Below are 17331 nucleotides of genomic sequence, written 5' to 3' on the forward strand. Positions count from 1 at the left end.
CCTGTTCGCTATAAAGTGCCAGCGAACAAAGTATGTTGCTCATAAAAAATACTCAGCCAATTTGCTTTTCTTGTCGTTTGCTAAAAAGCCGGATACGACTCGTGCATCAGAGTGATCACAAAGAAGAGTTTCGCAATGCGTACTGAAACCGGCCAGACATTCCGCCTCGAAGATTATCGCCCAACCCCTTACGCTATCCCAGAAACGAAACTCGATTTCACGCTTGAGCCAGAAAAGACCATTGTCCGTGCAGAACTCGCTATCGAGCGCCGCGAGGGAACAATTGCAGGCACGCCGCTTATCCTTGATGGTGATGAACTGAAGCTGATCGGTATTCGCCTTGATGGCGAAATTCTCAGCAATAACAGCTATTCGGTGACACCAGACAGATTGGAAATCACCGACCTGCCAGAGGCTGAACGCTTCACGCTGGAAATTGTCACTGAGGTTAACCCGACCACCAATCGTCAGCTTTCAGGTCTTTATCGCTCAAGCAACGTCTATTGCACGCAATGCGAAGCTGAAGGCTTTCGTCGTATTACCTATTATTACGACCGCCCGGATGTGCTCTCCGTCTATACCGTCAGCCTCAACGCAGAAAAAGCAGCAGCACCAATATTGCTGGCAAACGGCAATCCTGTTGACCAAGGAGTGGTTTCAGGCAACCCTGATAGACATTTTGCGATCTGGCATGACCCGCATCCGAAGCCGTCATATCTTTTCGCGCTTGTCGCAGGCTCGCTCGATGTTGTGACAGACCATTTCACGACGCAGTCCGGCCGCGCGGTCGATCTCGCCATCTATGTTGAGCATGGGAAAAAAGGACGCGCACTCTATGCCATGGATGCATTGAAACGTTCGATGCGCTGGGACGAGGAAAAGTTCGGGCGCGAATATGATCTTGATGTTTTCAATATCGTCGCGGTTTCCGATTTCAACATGGGCGCCATGGAAAACAAGGGCCTGAATGTCTTTAACGACAAATATGTGCTGGCCGATCCCGAAACCGCAACAGATGTCGATTATGCAGGGATCGAAGCGGTCATTGCGCATGAATACTTCCATAACTGGACCGGCAATCGCATCACCTGCCGCGACTGGTTCCAGCTTTGTCTTAAGGAAGGCCTGACCGTTTATCGTGACCATGAGTTTTCAGCCGATGAGCGCTCGCGGCCTGTGAAGCGCATCGCGGAGGTGAAAATCCTCAAAGCGCAACAGTTTCCAGAGGACAGCGGCCCACTCTCGCATCCTGTGCGCCCGCGCGAATATAGCGAGATCAATAATTTCTATACGGCAACTGTCTATGAAAAAGGCTCCGAAGTCGTGCGGATGATCCGCACCATCATTGGGCCAGATCTTTTCCGCAAAGGCATGGATCTCTATTTCGAGCGCCACGACGGCGATGCGGCAACGATAGAAGATTTCATCAAAGTCTTTGCCGATGTTTCAGGACAGGACTTTTCGCAGTTCGCACTCTGGTATGATCAGTCGGGCACGCCGAAGGTAGAGACAAGTTTCGATTTTGATGCTGCAAACGAAACTTACACCATCAATTTCACACAAACACTTGCTCCAACTCCCGGTCAGCCCGTGAAAAAGCCAATGCATATCCCTGTGGCCTTTGGTCTTTTGGGGTCTGACGGCGACGATATGGAAGCTTCGTCTGTGGAAGGGGGCGAGGTGCATGACGGCGTCATCCATCTTCATAGCGCAACCGAAACTATAATCTTCAAAGGCATTAAAGAGCGCCCTGTTCCGTCGCTGCTTCGCGGCTTCTCTGCACCAGTTAATCTGGTCTCGCCGCTTACGGCAGAAGATCGTACCTTTCTCGCGCTCAATGACAGTGACCCGGTAGCACGCTGGCAGGCGCTGACTGTCATTTTCACACAGGCGCTGCTTGAAGGTGCAAAACGCATTCGTGGCGGACATGCACCTGAAACGGACGAGAAGATTATTGCGCTTGCTGGTAACATCGCCTCGGACGAGACGCTTGATGCTGCCTTTCGCGCCCTATGCCTGACCTTGCCCACCGAAAGCGACATCGCGCGCGAAATGGGCGAAAATGTTGATCCAGACGCTATCTTTGCAAGCCGTGACTATTTGATTGCGGCAATCGGATCGGCTTATGCAAAGGAATTTGCAGCACTTTATAAGAGCCTGCAACAAGACAGTGCTTTCTCTCCTGATGCTCAGTCAGCAGGCAAGCGTGCTCTGCGCAATGTGCTGCTCGACTATCTCAGCCGTCATGAAAACAGCCCAGCACGCGCAGCACAGCAATTCACGCATAGTGACAACATGACTGACCGGGCCGCGGCACTCAGCGTGCTAGTGCATCGCTTCGGTGACAGCCATGAAGCGCTCGACGCGCTTGCCTCCTTTGAGAAGCGTTTCGGCAAGGACGGTCTGGTCATGGACAAGTGGTTTATCGTGCAGGCAACGCGTCCGGGCGAGAAAGCACTTGAAGCCGTTCGTGCACTGACAAAAGACAAACTGCTCTCGTTCGACAATCCAAACCGCGTGCGTGCATTGATCGGTGCGTTTTCGGCCAGCAATCCAACAGGGTTCAATCGCAAAGATGGCGCTGCTTATGATTTCTTTGCCGATATTGTTCTGGCAATTGATCCTGAGAACCCGCAGCTTGCGGCCCGTCTTCTGACAGCTTTGCGGTCATGGCGATCGCTGGAGGATACACGTCGTGAACATGCACGCGCCGCTCTTGCTCGCATTTCCGGCACGCAAAAGCTTTCAACAGATCTGCGCGACATCGTGGATCGCACGCTGGCTTGATTCGCGAATCAACGAGATAACGCTATGATTCGCCAACCCGGCCTTAAATTAGGCCGGGTTTGAGTATTTTTGACCTATTGAAGCAAAGCCGCATAAATACTGAAAAGGCTTACGGCTTTCATGAGTCTTTTCATGGTGTTAGCTGCGTGGTCTCTCAAACTGATTCCGCTTAACATTTTGAGATTCAATGGAAAATCGGAATGGCAAACGCGGTATTTTACTTCTCATTAACGAATTCACTGGACAGCACGAATCACTTTTGATTCAGTAGCCTTGTTCGGAGATGGCGTATTCCGAAACATTGCGAGTAGAGATTTCAGTTCACACAGTTCCGGGCGGACAGCGCTTCTAGCGTATTCTGGAGCTGTTTCGACACATAAGAGGGGCTTTAGATGGCGAGCACCGACGCGTATAGCGCGACGGCGGAGAGCAAACGCGACTCCGGCGGCAAGCGAAAGAAAGGCAGGCTGTCAGGTCATGCCAAGCTTCTCGCAGGCCCTGCTTATGGAAAATTTATTGCCGTGGAGCCCGCACTGCGCCGCCTTGTTCCTGCTCTCATCGTCATCTTTCTGATTATACTCGGTGTTGCGCGTGTTTTCTCAATGCTATCATGGCGTGAGGACATTGAATTGCAGCACAAAGCTGCTCTGTCTGCTGCGACGGCTAATCTGGCGCAGATGATCGAGCGTGCGGCTAATGGCACTCAGGCTGGCGCACAAATGTCGCCCAAAGATCTTGATAATACGATTGCTGAGTTTCGTTCGCGTGGGCTTTCATCAAGCGGCATGACTGTCGCTCTGGTCAATGACGATTCCGTCATTGTCACCGCATCTGGCCCTGCAACAGATATCGTCGGCAAGCGCGCCGATGATATTTTCAGTGACATTCAACCCCTCTTCATGTTTGCAGAGCGTGCGGGCGTGCTCACAATTGTGATGAATGGCGAGGTTGCTTTCGGCACGGTTTCCAAGCCGATTACCGTTCCCTATGCGATTATTGCAGCAGAACCCGAAAGTACGATATTTGCCGAATGGAAGCGTGCGGTCTCTCTGAACGTGACACTGTTTGCGGGCACCACCGGCGTGATGTTCGCCATTCTCTACGCCTATTTCAGTCAGGCCGCGCGGGCGCGTGAAGCGGACGATCTTTCCGGCCAAATTCAGCGCCGTATCGATATGGCGCTAGCACGTGGTCGTGGCGGTCTTTGGGATTGGGACATGGCACGCGGACGCATTTATTGGTCACGCTCCATGTATGAAATGCTGGGCTATGAAGCGCAGGATGCCGTTCTCGCTTTTGGTGATGTGTCGGCTATCATTAACCCCGAAGACGGCGATCTCTATTCTATTGCAGAACAGGCAGCGGCGGGTGACATCTCCCACGTGGATCGTGTCTTCCGTATGCGTCATGCCGACGGCTCATGGGTCTGGATGCGGGTTCGTGCTGAAATTGCCGCAGAAAATGAACTGCATCTTGTCGGCATCGCTTTTGACGTGAGCGAACAGCATCGCTTCGCACAGCAGACGGCAGAAGCCGATATGCGTATCCGTGAAGCCATCGAAAACATCTCCGAAGCTTTCGTTCTCTGGGATGCCAATAATCGTCTGGTCATGGCGAACTCCAAATTCAGCGAATATGCTGGTCTGCCAGTCTGGACGCTGAAGCCCGGCGTGCCGCGCAATGAAGTAGACGCGCATACCCGCCCATTCAGTTTCGAGCGCCGTATGGCCAATGAGCATAATCGCGCAGGCGGTCAGACCTTTGAACGTCAGCTGAGCGATGGCCGCTGGCTACAGGTCAACGAACGCCGCACGCAAGACGGAGGGCTTGTGTCGATTGCAACCGACATTACGCAGATCAAGCAGCATCAGGAGCGTCTGGTGGATAGTGAACGTCGCCTGATGGCCACCATTCACGATCTGTCTATTGCGCGAAAAGGCGAGCGAGACCGTGTGCGAGAACTTTCAGAACTCGCGCGCAAATATGGTCAGGAAAAAGAGCGTGCGGAAGCTGCAAACCGCTCGAAATCCGAGTTCCTCGCCAACATGTCTCATGAGCTGCGCACGCCACTCAATGCGATCATCGGCTTCTCGGAGATGATTCAGGCTGGCACATTCGGGCCACTCGGTTCGGATCGCTATGAGGAATATATCAACGATATTCACACCAGCGGTAACTTCCTGCTCAACGTTATCAATGACATTCTCGATATGTCGAAGATTGAAGCTGGTCACTTCTCGCTTGACCGCGAAGAAATTGATCTCTGCCCGCTGATCAAAGAAACCGTGCGGATGATCTCGTTACAGGCTGATGAGAAGAACATAACCGTCGAAACGCGGATTGAAGATGCTATGCAGCTCAACGCGGATCGCCGTGCCGTCAAGCAGGTGTTGATCAACCTGCTGTCCAATGCAGTGAAGTTCACTTCGCACAACGGCCATATCACCGTCCGTGCTCGTAAGACCGGGTCGGCGCTATTCATGACCATTCAGGATACCGGCGTCGGCATTCCGAAATCAGCACTCAAGAAAATTGGCCAGCCTTTTGAGCAGGTGGAAAACCAGTTCACCAAGACGCATAGTGGCTCTGGTCTTGGCCTTGCAATCACCCGTTCGCTCGCGGAACTGCATGGTGGCTGGCTGCGTATTCGCTCAACCGAGGGCGTTGGAACAGTTGTCGCGGTCTGTATTCCAGACCGCAAGCAATGGGCAGCAACCATTCCCGGCACAGCGATTCACGCTGCCTGATTAGAGCGCGTCGAGCTTATTCTTATCCATAGCGCTCGCTCTAATTCTTTGTTTTAGGCCTGTCGTTATCGGAAAACCGGCTCCCATTTTTCCGCGACATGCTTTAGCCAATTAGCTTTTCGAAACTGGCCCGGACATTTGCAGCAAGTTCGCTGATATGATGTTCAACGCGCTTAATGTCCGGCAACTCAGCCGCGCGGCAAAGAAGATCAACCATTCCCGGAATGAATTCTTCGCGCGTCGCGTCACTTCCCAGACAAAGCCGGATCGTCTGGCTGAGATTGGTGTAGAAGCGATGCGCTTGTACAAGATCATCGATTGTCTTCGGATCAGCAAATGAAGAATCAAGCCCGGCCAGAACGTCCTCCGTTGCCAAAGGGCGTGGGTGTTTTGAAACTTTTCCGATCAGCACAGCGAACTGCGCAATAAACTCCAGATCAACAATCCCACCAGGTTTGAGCTTGAAATCCCAGTCATCACGCGGCGGCTTTTCCTCATAGATCAGATCGCGCATTTCGCGCACGTCTTTGGCAATCTTTTGCGTGTCGCCCCTGCCCGCTAAGACCTCATCAATTTCATCCCGGATGAAATCACTAAAGTCTGCATCCCCATGAATAGGACGTGCACGCGTCAGCGCCATATGCTCCCATGTCCAAGCTTCGCTACGCTGATATTTGCCAAAGGATTCGATATGAGTCGCAACCGGGCCTTTATTGCCTGATGGGCGTAACCGCATATCAACTTCATAAAGCACACCTTCGGCAGTTGGTGCCGACAAGGCTGCAATCAGACGCTGCGTGAGACGAATATAATATTGGGAAGAAGCGAGCGGCTTTTCACCATCAGAATAATCCGCATCCTGATCATGGTCATACAGCAGGATGAGGTCGACGTCTGATCCAGCAGTCAGCTCGCGACTGCCAAGCTTGCCCATGGCAAGCAAAGCAACCTTCGCGCCCTTGACCTTGCCGTGACGGCGCTGCAGTTCGCTTTCAACGGCCTCAAACGCCTTACCGATCATCAGCTCAGCCAGATCAGAGAAAGCCCGCCCTGCCCGCACGCCATCGATGGCACTGGTCAACAAACGAATGCCAATAAGAAAACGATGCTCGGCTGCGAAAATGCGCAGGCGGTCGAGAACCTCCTCGTAGTCGCTCGCCGATCCCAAAAATGCGCGGAGCCGTTCCTCAAGATAATTGCGCGTTGGCATTTCTGAAAAAATTGCTGGATCAAGCAGACCGTCAAAAACATGCGGATTGCGTGTAATCACCTCGGCCAGCCGGGGGGCCGCACTCATAATCATCACAAGGAGATTGAGCAGACGCGGATTGGATTGAAGCAGGCTAAAAAGCTGAATGCCGGAAGGCAGGCCTTGCAAAAAGCCATCAAAACGCAAAAGCGACTCATCCGCACGTTTGGTTGCGGCAAAGGCTTGCAAAAGGGCTGGCGTCAATTCGGTGAGACGCTCACGTGCTTCGGCGGACTGCGTGGCGCGATAACGGCCAAAATGCCATGTACGGATAACACGGCAAATATCACTGGGTCGCTCATAGCCCATGGAAGCGAGCGTTTCCAATGTCCCCGGATCGTCCACATCGCCGGTGAAAACCAGATTGCCGCTTGATACTCCAAGTTCAGGCGCTTGCTCGAAAAGTGCGGCATAGTGCTTTTCAACGATCTTGAGCGCTGACAGGAATACATCGGAAAACTCTGTCGGGTCGCTATAACCCATCATGTGCGCGACACGGGCAAAGCCTTCATCATCTTCCGGCAAGATATGCGTTTGCTCGTCGGCAATCATCTGGATGCGGTGCTCGACATCGCGCAGGAAATAATACTCCTTGGCGAGTGCATCACGTGCCTTCTCCGTGATCCAGCCGCGTTCAGCAAGCCTTCCGAGCATCGGGACGGTCTGATTGCCGCGCAATTCAGGAAAGCGACCACCTGCAATCAACTGCTGCGTCTGCACGAAAAATTCGATCTCGCGAATGCCGCCACGCCCTAGCTTCACATTATGTCCGCGTACGGCAATATCGCCGTGGCCCTTGTGCGCATGTATCTGTCGCTTGATCGAATGCACATCGGCAATTGCTGCGTAATCCAGATATTTGCGCCAGACATAGGGTGCCAGTTCCGCCAAAACTTGCAGGCCAGATTCACGATCACCCGCCACGGGACGCGCCTTGATCATTGCAGCGCGCTCCCAGTTCTGGCCGCGCCCTTCATAATAATGAAGTGCCGCGCCCACTGGAATTGCCAGCGGGGTCGATCCCGGATCAGGGCGCAAACGCAGATCAACGCGAAAGACATAGCCGTCCGCCGTGCGGTCTTGCAAAATACGTACGAGACGCCGCGTCATGCGAGAGAACGTATCAACGCATTCATAGGGATCGATGATCGCCGGGCGTTCGGAATCGATAAAAACAATGAGATCAATGTCAGAAGAGTAATTCAGCTCGCGGGCACCGAATTTGCCCATACCTAGCACAATCCAGCCGCTGCCATTTTCAGGATTGTCGCGATCCGAAAGCTTAATCTTGCCAGCACTATCTGCTTCTCGAAGCAAAAAGCGGATTGCTGCTCCAGTGCAAACTTCCGCGAGATCAGTCAACCAGCCGGTCGTCGCTTCCGTGTTGAATATCTGTGCCAGATCACAAAGGGCAATCAGCACATGCGCTTCGCGCTTTCGTTGACGCAGGCTGGCCATCAGAGCAGCTTCGGTAACACCTTCTTCTGTGCCGGAATTGGAAATCTCAACAAGAATGTCTGTGAGTGCTGCTTCAGGTGGATTAAATGCTATCCTAGCAAGAATGCCTGGGTGGCGGATCAATGACTCGCGAATAAAGGGCGAAAGATCCAGCACTGCTCCGAGAAAGCTCTGCGCTTTGCCATCGCGCAAAAGCTCGACAATCTGGCTCAGTTCGTCGCTCTGTGCCTGCTCTGATAGATCAGCCAGATACCCACTGGCTCTTTCGGGATCAAGCGGCGCCAGCGCACAAAGGTTACGATCAAAAAAGAGTGCCTTTGTGTCGCCAGCTGCCATGATACCCTCAGCATTCAATGTAAAACTAGGCGTCTTTCGGCAAAGGGAACTCTAATACGGCGCGCAGGCCCGGCCCATTATCTTCAAGACGCAGAGCCCCACCGTGCAATTTCATCACTGCCTTGGCAAGACTTAAACCAAGTCCTGATCCCGGCTGTGTACGGCTTTCTTCAAGACGAACAAAACGTTCCGTTGCCTGTTCGCGTTTCTCCTCCGGGATACCCGGACCATTATCGGCGACAACAATGCGCACCCATTGCGGATCGCGTTCCATCCAAAGTGTTACGGCGGCAGAGTTCTCGCTGCTCAACGCATATTTGATCGCGTTGTCCACGAGATTGGAAACCGTCTGGCCCACGAGTTCACGATTGATGCGCAGCGGCACATCATCAAGCGCTCCCAGTGTCAGCTGAACACCCGCATCTTCTGCAACCGGCTCATACATTTCAGCCACGTCACTGACGATGGGAGCAACCGGCATGTCATCAAGATTTTCCGACGAGTAACCGGCTTCCAGCCGCGAAATCATCAGAATCGCGCTAAAGGTACGGATCAGCTGATCAGATTCCCCAATAATATCTTCCAGTGCCGCACGATACTCCGGCCCGGCTTTCTTGCCAGACAAAGCTTCCTCGGCACGGTTGCGAAGTCGTGTAAGAGGAGTTTTGAGATCATGCGCGATATTGTCGGAGACCTGCTTTAAGCCTTCGTTGAGTTCAAGAATGCGTCCGAGCATAACGTTGAGATTACCAGACAAACGGTCAAACTCATCGCCGGAACCATTGACTGGCAACCGGCCCGTCAAATCACCATCCATAATGCGCTGTGAGGCACGCGACATATCATCAATACGCTTCAGCGCCCGGCGGCCAACAAAGAACCAGATCAGCAGCGCACCAACGCCCATAATGCCAAGCGCCAGCATCAGCGAACTTCTGACAAGATCACGGAAGCGTTCCGGCTCGCCAAGATCACGGCCAACCAGCAAGCGCATGCCATTTGGCAACGCGATCACCACTGCGATGGCACGATGTTCGGTTTCAGTGCCCTGCTCACCATAGCGACGATACTTGAACGCCCGTTCAACGATGCCGTCCGTGTCCAGAACGCCCGGTTCCACGCCCTCGACATTGCCGGAGAGAATGCGTCCTGACTGATCGGCAACCAGATAAAGATAAGCGCCCGGTTGCCGCGAACGATAGTCAATCGTTCGAACAAGTTGAGGTATGCCGCCTCGCGAGTAGGCTTTGCCGATACTTGCAACTTCCTCACCCAACGCTTCCTGCGTCTGACTATTGATGATCGATGCGGACAGATTGGTCATGTAAAAGACCAGAGCAACCGCACCCACAGCAAACAACAGCAGATAAAGCGTGGAGAGGCGCGCGGCCGTTGTACGCATCAGCGCAGAAAAACGGCCCATCATTCAACCTTAGCGCTTGCGGCGGCTTTTGCTTTTGCGGCTTTCAGCATGTAGCCAGCACCGCGTACGGTATGTAGAAGCGGACCGTCAAAGCCCTTCTCAATTTTTGAGCGCAAGCGTGAAATATGCACGTCGATCACATTGGTCTGCGGGTCGAAATGGTAATCCCACACGTTTTCAAGCAGCATCGTACGGGTAACCACCTGCCCCGCATGACGCATCAGATATTCCAAAAGGCGAAACTCACGTGGCTGCAGTGTGATGTCCACATTCTGCCTGCGCGCCGTATGTGCAAGGCGGTCAAGCTCCAGATCGCCTACACGATAAATCGTATCGGCCTCGCGCGGACTTGAGCGACGCTGCAAAACTTCAACACGCGCGAGAAGCTCGGAGAAAGCATAAGGCTTGGTCAGATAATCATCACCACCAGCACGCAGGCCCGTTACGCGGTCGTCCACTTCGCCAAGGGCGGAAAGAATAAGGACCGGCGTCTCCATGCCTTTTGCACGCAAGCCTGCAACCACCGAAAGTCCGTCGCGCTTTGGCAGCATACGGTCAACGACCAGTACGTCATAATTGCCATGTTCCGCAAGGGCGTAGCCAGTTTCTCCATCACCTGCAATGTCGGCAGAATGGCCAGCCTCGCTAAAGGCTTTCTCAAGATAGCGGGCCGCTTCGCGGTCGTCTTCAATAACGAGAATTTTCATGGCTCTACCCCAAAGCAAGCGACAGCGATTGTAAAAACAATATGTTGTCAGGGAAAATGAAGCAATGGCAGGCGGGGTATCCGCCTGCCATTTTGTATCGATACGCTAATCAATCAGAAGTTTCAGGCTTATTCCTGATTGATTGGGAGAGCAACGAAACGGCTCTGATCGTCACGCTGTACCTGCAAGAGCACAGCCTTACGACCGGACTTTTCAGCTTCGGCAACGGCCTTGTCGATGTCCCTTGCACTCTTAACAGTCTGGTTGTTGACTGAAACGATAATATCTCCGGAGCGAATATCACGATCTGCTGCATCGCTATCAGGATCGACATTGGTTACGACAACACCGTCACCCTCTTCAGAAGGCGTGACCGTGAGACCGTAGGAGTCGAGTGTATCGCCCTGATCGTTGCCACCATCATTCTGCTGAGCACCGGCCTTCGCCTGATCCTTAGGCATTGCTGCGATCTTAATATCGATCTCCTCAGCCTTACCATTGCGCCAGACGGTCAGAACCGCCTTTTCGCCCGGAGCAACGTTTGCAACCTTGCGGGCAAGATCACGTGGATCCTTAACAGGATCGCCGTTGACAGCCGTGATCACATCACCAGCCTTAACACCAGCTTTTGCGGCAGGTCCATCAGCCTGCGGCGAGGATACAATTGCACCCTTTTCTTCGGCCAAACCGAGCGATGCAGCAATGTCTTTCGTTACAGGCTGAATCTGAACACCAATCCAGCCGCGCTCTACAGAACCAGTCTTAATAAGCTGGTCCACAACCTGCTTTGCTGTCGATGCTGGGATCGCGAAAGCGATACCGACACTGCCACCGGAAGGCGAGAAGATTGCGGTATTGATACCGATCACTTCGCCTGTCTGATCGAAAGTCGGGCCACCAGAATTGCCTTTATTAACGGCTGCGTCGATCTGGATGAAGTCATCATAAGCGCCTGCACCAATATCGCGACCACGAGCCGAGACGATACCAGATGTTACAGTTCCACCAAGACCAAACGGATTACCAACAGCGACAACCCAGTCACCGATGCGAATCTTGTTGTCATCGCCAAGCTTCACATAAGTGAACTTCTGCTTTGGCTGATCGACTTTCAGAACAGCAAGGTCAGTGCGCGGATCAGTACCAATCAGCTTGGCATCAATTTCTGTGCCGTCATCAAGAACAACAGTGTAGGCGTCGCCGTCTGAAACGACGTGATTGTTCGTGACAACGTAGCCGTCTTCAGAGATGAAGAAGCCGGAACCCTGTGCGAAAGGACGTTCATGACCAGGGCGCGCCTTCGGACCTTTGCCCTGACGACGACCTTCAGGGCGTGCATCGCCACGCGGTTCCATGCCGAAATCACGGAAGAAACGCTTCAGAGGATGACCGTCTGGCAGCTGATCGAAACCGGGAGGGGTTTGCATCTGCTGGCCACGGCTATCGGCTTCCTGCACGTCTTTTTTGACGCGAACACTGACAACTGCCGGACGCACTTTTTCAACAAGGTCTGCAAAGCCAGCCTGCTGTGGTGCATTGACGCTCACTGCATCAGCACGGGCATTTTCCATAACACCCATCGGGCCGGTTGCGACAAACGCACCGGCGAGTGCTGCGGACAGCGCAATTGCTGCAACGCCCTTGCGATACTTGGAAGTAATGATCTTCGACATCTGGCTCTCCTTACAAGAAGCAATCCGGGGCTGGTCCTCTTGGGTGGCACCGACCCTGTTAATCCGTTATGATGTTAAGATAGTCAGCGCTACCTTACCGCTCAATTTCCGGAAAATGAAAGTTTTGTAAGGTTTGGAGCCCAGCCAAATTGCTATTTATCGTCGAGAAGACGGGAAAGCTCGGCTTTTTCGCGATCCGACAACGGCTTTTGCACGTCCGGAACCGCATTTCTCCGGCGGAAAGCAATCGTTAAAGCAATGCCACCGAACAGGAGTACGATCACAGGAAAGCCCCAAAGAATCGCTGTTTGTGCATTGAAGCGTGGCTTTAAAAGAACAAACTCGCCATAGCGATCGACTACAAAATCAACGACCTGCTTATCGGAATCACCAGACGTGAGACGTTCACGCACCAGAATACGCAAATCGCGCGCGAGTTCAGCATTGGAATCATCGATTGATTCGTTCTGGCAGACCATGCAGCGCAACTCTGCCGAAATTTGGCGGGCACGTTTTTCCAGCAGCGGGTCAGATAAGACTTCGTCGGGATTAACCGCAAAAGCGGCCGACATTTGAAACGCCAAAAAAAATGTCAGTAAAGCTGTGACTAGCTTATTGGCTACCTTCATACGACCGCCCCCGCCTCTTTCGAAGAGGTCTTACGTGCTTTCGATGGAGCGCCAACACGCAGGCGACGATCAGCAAGCGAGAAGATTGCACCAATCATCATAACCAGCGCGCCATACCAAATGAGCGTTACATATGGCTTCCACCATACGCGCACAACGATAGAGCCATCACCCGGTTCATCGCCAAGCGCCACATAGACCTGACTAAACCAAAGCGTCTTAATGCCGGACTCGGTCGTTGGCATCTGCCGGGCCGGGAAAAACCGCTTCGACGAATGGACAACACCAAGATCACGATTTGAGGAATCGAAAAGGGTAAAGTCACCTCGATTTTCGGTGAAGTTTGACCCGGTCAGCGGGCGCATGCCTTCAAAACGCAACGAATAAGCAGCAGCCTTCGTCGTGTCGCCCGGACGCATGACCAAGACATTTTCAGTGCCATAGGTTGTCACACTGACAATACCAAGCAGAGTTACGCCAAGACCGATATGCGCAAGAGCTGTGCCGAATACGGAACGGGGAAGACCTTTGAAACGCGACAGTGCTTTAAAGGCCGAAACCTTGCCAATTCCTGCTTTGAGCCAAAGATCGGTAAGGCTGCCAACGATCAGCCAGACAGCGAGGCCAACGCCCATTGCAGCGAGTACAGAATGAGAGTTGCTCTGCCAAAGCACAATGCCAACCGTCATAAGCGCAAGAGCAAAAGCTGTCATCAACCTTTGTGCCACGCCATAAATATCGCCTCGCTTCCACGCAAGCAACGGTCCGAAAGGCACAGCCATAAGCAACGGGATCATCAGCGGACCAAAGGTCATGTTGAAGAAAGGCGCACCAACAGAGATTTTTTCGCCGGTCAGCACCTCGAGCAACAGCGGATAGAGCGTGCCGATGAGGACGGTTGCAGCCGCAGTGGTCAGAAACAGGTTGTTGAAGACCAGCGCACCCTCACGCGAGATTGGCTGAAACAATCCACCCGACGACAAGCTTTGGACGCGCAGCGCGAAGAGTGACAGCGACCCACCGATGAAGATCGCAAGAATGGCAAGGATGAACAGGCCACGACCCGGATCGGTTGCGAAACTGTGTACCGAAGTCAGCACGCCGGAACGCACAAGGAAAGTTCCGAGCAACGAAAGCGAAAACGTCAGGATCGCAAGCAGCACTGTCCAGATTTTTAATGCTGATCGCTTTTCCATAACGATGGCGGAATGCAATAGCGCAGTTCCGACCAGCCATGGCATGAAGGATGCGTTTTCAACCGGATCCCAGAACCACCAGCCGCCCCAGCCCAATTCATAATAGGCCCAATAAGAGCCCATGGCGATGCCGCCAGTGAGGAACATCCACGCGACCAGTGCCCAAGGACGTACCCATCGCGCCCATGCGGCATCAAGGCGACCTTCGATCAAAGCAGCGACAGCGAACGAGAAACAGACCGAAAAACCGACATAACCGAGATAGAGCAATGGCGGATGGATCGCGAGTCCGATGTCTTGCAAGATCGGGTTAAGATCGCCACCTTCCATTGGTGCAGGAATGATGCGTGTGAAAGGATTAGAGGTAAAGATGATAAAGGCCAGAAAGGCGGTTCCGATCCAGCCCTGAACGCCAAGCACATTTGCGCGCAGAGTTTCTGGCAAATTACCGGAAAAGGCTGCAACAAGTGCGCTGAAAAAAGTCAGAATCAGCACCCAAAGCAACATTGAGCCTTCGTGATTGCCCCATACGCCGGTGATCTTATAAAGCATCGGCTTTTGCGAGTGCGAATTTTCGACAACATTCAGCACCGAAAAATCGGAAACAACATAGGCAAATGTCAGAACTGCAAAGGAAAAAGCAACCAGCGCGAAAACCGCAAGCGTTGTTGGAACGGCCACGCCCATGAGTTGCATGTCTCTGCGCTGCGCGCCAACCACCGGCACAATCGACTGAACCACCGACAAAGCCAGTGCCAGAACAAGCGCAAAATGACCAATCTCGATATTCATAGGCGTTTTCCAGTTCCCATTACTGACCTTCCCAAACGCCCTTCTTTTTCAGGCTATCGGCTAGATCTTTAGGGACATAGTTTTCATCATGCTTGGCGAGAACACTGTCCGCGCGAAAAATGCCATCGGGTTCAAAGCGGCCTTCCGCAACAACACCCTGTCCTTCTCTGAAAAGATCAGGAGCAATGCCCTCAAAAACGACTTTGACGGTTTTGATTGTATCGGTGACCGTGAAGCGAAGTTCACTTCCCTCCCGCACGACCGAACCCTCTTCGACAAGACCACCTAGACGGAAACGTGCGCCGGAAGTAATTTCCTGTTCCGTCAGATCGGCAGGTGTTCGGAAAAAGCGAATGTCCTGACTGAAAGCCATGAGCATCAGACCGACGGCAATAGCCAGCACTACCAGAGCGCCACCAATCAGCATCAATCGCTTACGCTTTCTGCGGCTGACAGTGCGGGCCAGATTGCCCGCTGGCTTCATGTTGCGTCCATTGCCTTCTGCGGTCGCACTCATTGTGTTGCGCTCCCTGCTTCCAAACCAAGTCCTGCGGCAAAGTTTTTAAGCTCAGCCTGCTTTTCACCATCCAATGCGGTGGCACCGCGCTTAAGCGCATCCATAGCTGCATCACGACGATCAAGGATCATGTAAGAGCGCACAAGACGCTTCCAGCCGTCGAGATTATCACCATTTTCGCGAAGCGTTTCATCAAGGCGTTGCACCATGCCTTCGACCATCACCTGACGATCTTCGGAATTCATTGAAGCGGCAGCATCGATATCTTCAGCTGTCGGACCATTTGTCGGTGGCTGGGGCGCGAGAGTCTCGCCCTGAATACGCGCAATGGTCTGCTCAACCTGAGCGCGCCAAGGGGCACTTGCGGGTGCTTTATCAAGCAGTGCCTGCAATCGTTTCACCGCAGCCTGCGAATTGCCATCCTGCATTTCACCTTGCGCGAGATAATATTGCGGACGAATATCATCAGGCTGCAATAGTGCTGCTTTGTTGAAAAGCCCTTCCGCTTCTGCTGTGACCGGGCCACCAGAAACAGCGATCAGCGCTTCACCAAGGCCGAGTATCCGGGGGAAGCTTTCGCCTTCAATTCTGATCGCCGAGCGATAGGCATTCACTGCGTCGTTACTGCGACCAATGCGCAAGTAAATTGGTGCCAACACATCCCAGCCACGAGCATCATTCGGATTTTGTGCCAGATGCGCTTCTGCACGGGCGATTAATTCGTCAACGGAGCTGTTTTGCGGGCTATTTTCCAAGCGTGCGGCCAATGGCATCGATGGCATATCAGGCGCACCAAAAATCGGATAAACGCCCCATGCAATCAGAGGAACCGACAGCACCGATACAAAGGCAAGAATACGCCCCGAACGCGCCTTCTTTAAACCCGAAATAGCTTCTGAATTGCTTTTCTCAGCATTGAGAATTCGGCGGGATATTTCAATTCGCGCCTGCTCTGCACTCGCCGCGTCGATCATGCCGCGCGCAGCGTCAGCCTCGACCTCACGCAGCTGGTCGCGATAAACTTCGAGATCATTTTTTTCAGGGGGCAAAAATTCCTGCTTGTTCCGAGTAAGCGGTAACAAAACAATCATTGTAGCTGCAAAAGTCAGCGCGGCGGCAGTCAACCAGAATTCCATGGCTGAGACTTAATCCCGGTCGGCAAAAAAACCAACTCGAACAGTGCCGAATCCGGGTGACTAGGGCAATTCGCCGCAAAGCAATCATCGTAAACTGCGGCTTTTCAAGCATGCCCGTGCATAGAGGAAATAATAGCGATGCGCAGTGCGCATATCTAAGTAAAACGACTCACATCTGTTCAAAAAATTATGTCAGTGGCGTCCAACTTCCATCCGCGTTGCGGCAAGCCGTACCACGCGCACTTTGCGGCGCACCAGCTATTGTGAAACTGTGCGTATATTGGCGGCAATTCTGCGACCCTACCTGATAAGGCTGCGCGGCCGTTACATCACCAGATGTAGAAGCACCACCGCTCCATGAGACGACTTTTCCTGCAGGCGAATATTCAAGTGCACGATATTCTGCTTCAAGCGCTTTTTTACGATCAGCAGCAGTCAATTGCCCAACGGAACTGCCAAGCAGGCCGTTACCTAGCGACGCGAGAAGGTCCGGACGCGTTTCTGTCTTTGAAGAAAGACCGCCAATTGACGTCAGCCCACCGCCCTTGCCGCCGCCAGATGTTCCACAGGCAGAAAGCGTAAGCGCGATAGACGCGATCAAAAGCGGAGCAGAAAACCTAGAAACCATCATCATAATAAACCGGCCTTCATAAAGATGAGCATGCATATTATCGCAAAATG

The 17331-nt window shown here is 52.9% G+C and carries 11 protein-coding genes; 2 read left to right on the top strand and 9 right to left on the bottom strand.

Annotated features, from left to right (window positions below; all coding sequences use genetic code 11):
• The first annotated feature begins 135 nt into the window (after nucleotides 1–135).
• Nucleotides 136–2787 (top strand): aminopeptidase N, encoded by a 2652-nt coding sequence (pepN, locus tag J2782_RS05830; RefSeq protein WP_310010654.1) that lies wholly within the window; start codon nucleotides 136–138, stop codon nucleotides 2785–2787.
• Nucleotides 2788–3179: 392 nt separating this feature from the next.
• Nucleotides 3180–5534 (top strand): PAS domain-containing sensor histidine kinase, encoded by a 2355-nt coding sequence (locus tag J2782_RS05835; protein ID WP_310010656.1) that lies wholly within the window; start codon nucleotides 3180–3182, stop codon nucleotides 5532–5534.
• Between the two features lie 103 nt (nucleotides 5535–5637).
• On the opposite strand, the gene J2782_RS05840 is transcribed toward J2782_RS05835, so the two are convergent.
• The 9 genes from J2782_RS05840 to J2782_RS05880 all read right to left on the bottom strand — a co-directional run bounded on the left by J2782_RS05840 (nucleotide 5638) and on the right by J2782_RS05880 (nucleotide 17284).
• Nucleotides 5638–8577, bottom strand: a complete 2940-nt coding sequence (locus J2782_RS05840) for a bifunctional [glutamine synthetase] adenylyltransferase/[glutamine synthetase]-adenylyl-L-tyrosine phosphorylase (protein WP_310010658.1) — start codon at nucleotides 8575–8577, stop codon at nucleotides 5638–5640.
• A 25-nt stretch (nucleotides 8578–8602) separates the two neighbouring features.
• Entirely contained in the window at nucleotides 8603–10003 is a 1401-nt protein-coding gene (locus J2782_RS05845; RefSeq protein WP_310010660.1) for a sensor histidine kinase, read from the bottom strand.
• Nucleotides 10000–10707, bottom strand: a complete 708-nt coding sequence (locus J2782_RS05850) for a response regulator transcription factor (protein ID WP_310010662.1) — start codon at nucleotides 10705–10707, stop codon at nucleotides 10000–10002. Before J2782_RS05850 ends, J2782_RS05845 begins: the two co-directional genes overlap by 4 nt.
• 128 nt (nucleotides 10708–10835) lie before the next feature.
• Nucleotides 10836–12380: a Do family serine endopeptidase gene (locus tag J2782_RS05855; protein WP_310010664.1), complete on the bottom strand. Its 1545-nt coding sequence runs from the start codon at nucleotides 12378–12380 to the stop codon at nucleotides 10836–10838.
• A gap of 152 nt (nucleotides 12381–12532) precedes the next feature.
• Nucleotides 12533–13009 (bottom strand): cytochrome c-type biogenesis protein, encoded by a 477-nt coding sequence (locus J2782_RS05860; protein WP_310010666.1) that lies wholly within the window; start codon nucleotides 13007–13009, stop codon nucleotides 12533–12535.
• Nucleotides 13006–14997: a heme lyase CcmF/NrfE family subunit gene (locus tag J2782_RS05865; RefSeq protein ID WP_310010667.1), complete on the bottom strand. Its 1992-nt coding sequence runs from the start codon at nucleotides 14995–14997 to the stop codon at nucleotides 13006–13008. The genes J2782_RS05860 and J2782_RS05865 overlap by 4 nt, the downstream gene beginning before the upstream one ends.
• A 19-nt stretch (nucleotides 14998–15016) precedes the next feature.
• A complete protein-coding gene (gene ccmE / locus J2782_RS05870; protein WP_310010668.1) occupies nucleotides 15017–15514 on the bottom strand; it encodes a cytochrome c maturation protein CcmE in 498 nt (165 codons plus the stop codon).
• A complete protein-coding gene (gene ccmI, locus J2782_RS05875) occupies nucleotides 15511–16650 on the bottom strand; it encodes a c-type cytochrome biogenesis protein CcmI (RefSeq protein ID WP_310010669.1) in 1140 nt (379 codons plus the stop codon). The genes ccmE and ccmI overlap by 4 nt, the downstream gene beginning before the upstream one ends.
• Nucleotides 16651–16837: 187 nt before the next feature.
• Nucleotides 16838–17284, bottom strand: coding sequence for a hypothetical protein (locus J2782_RS05880; RefSeq protein ID WP_310010670.1), 447 nt, complete (start codon nucleotides 17282–17284; stop codon nucleotides 16838–16840).
• Nucleotides 17285–17331: the final 47 nt, after the last annotated feature.

This window comes from Brucella pseudogrignonensis (assembly GCF_031454375.1).
GTDB classification, from domain to species: Bacteria; Pseudomonadota; Alphaproteobacteria; order Rhizobiales; family Rhizobiaceae; genus Brucella; species Brucella pseudogrignonensis_A.

Excerpts from the sequence above, each read along its gene's own strand:
- pepN (WP_310010654.1), top strand. The coding sequence starts at position 136 with ATGCGTACTGAAACCGGCCAGACATTCCGCCTCGAAGATTATCGCCCA.
- J2782_RS05835 (WP_310010656.1), top strand. The coding sequence starts at position 3,180 with ATGGCGAGCACCGACGCGTATAGCGCGACGGCGGAGAGCAAACGCGAC.
- J2782_RS05840 (WP_310010658.1), bottom strand. The coding sequence starts at position 8,577 with ATGGCAGCTGGCGACACAAAGGCACTCTTTTTTGATCGTAACCTTTGT.
- J2782_RS05845 (WP_310010660.1), bottom strand. The coding sequence starts at position 10,003 with ATGATGGGCCGTTTTTCTGCGCTGATGCGTACAACGGCCGCGCGCCTC.
- J2782_RS05850 (WP_310010662.1), bottom strand. The coding sequence starts at position 10,707 with ATGAAAATTCTCGTTATTGAAGACGACCGCGAAGCGGCCCGCTATCTT.
- J2782_RS05855 (WP_310010664.1), bottom strand. The coding sequence starts at position 12,380 with ATGTCGAAGATCATTACTTCCAAGTATCGCAAGGGCGTTGCAGCAATT.
- J2782_RS05860 (WP_310010666.1), bottom strand. The coding sequence starts at position 13,009 with ATGAAGGTAGCCAATAAGCTAGTCACAGCTTTACTGACATTTTTTTTG.
- J2782_RS05865 (WP_310010667.1), bottom strand. The coding sequence starts at position 14,997 with ATGAATATCGAGATTGGTCATTTTGCGCTTGTTCTGGCACTGGCTTTG.
- ccmE (WP_310010668.1), bottom strand. The coding sequence starts at position 15,514 with ATGAGTGCGACCGCAGAAGGCAATGGACGCAACATGAAGCCAGCGGGC.
- ccmI (WP_310010669.1), bottom strand. The coding sequence starts at position 16,650 with ATGGAATTCTGGTTGACTGCCGCCGCGCTGACTTTTGCAGCTACAATG.
- J2782_RS05880 (WP_310010670.1), bottom strand. The coding sequence starts at position 17,284 with ATGATGATGGTTTCTAGGTTTTCTGCTCCGCTTTTGATCGCGTCTATC.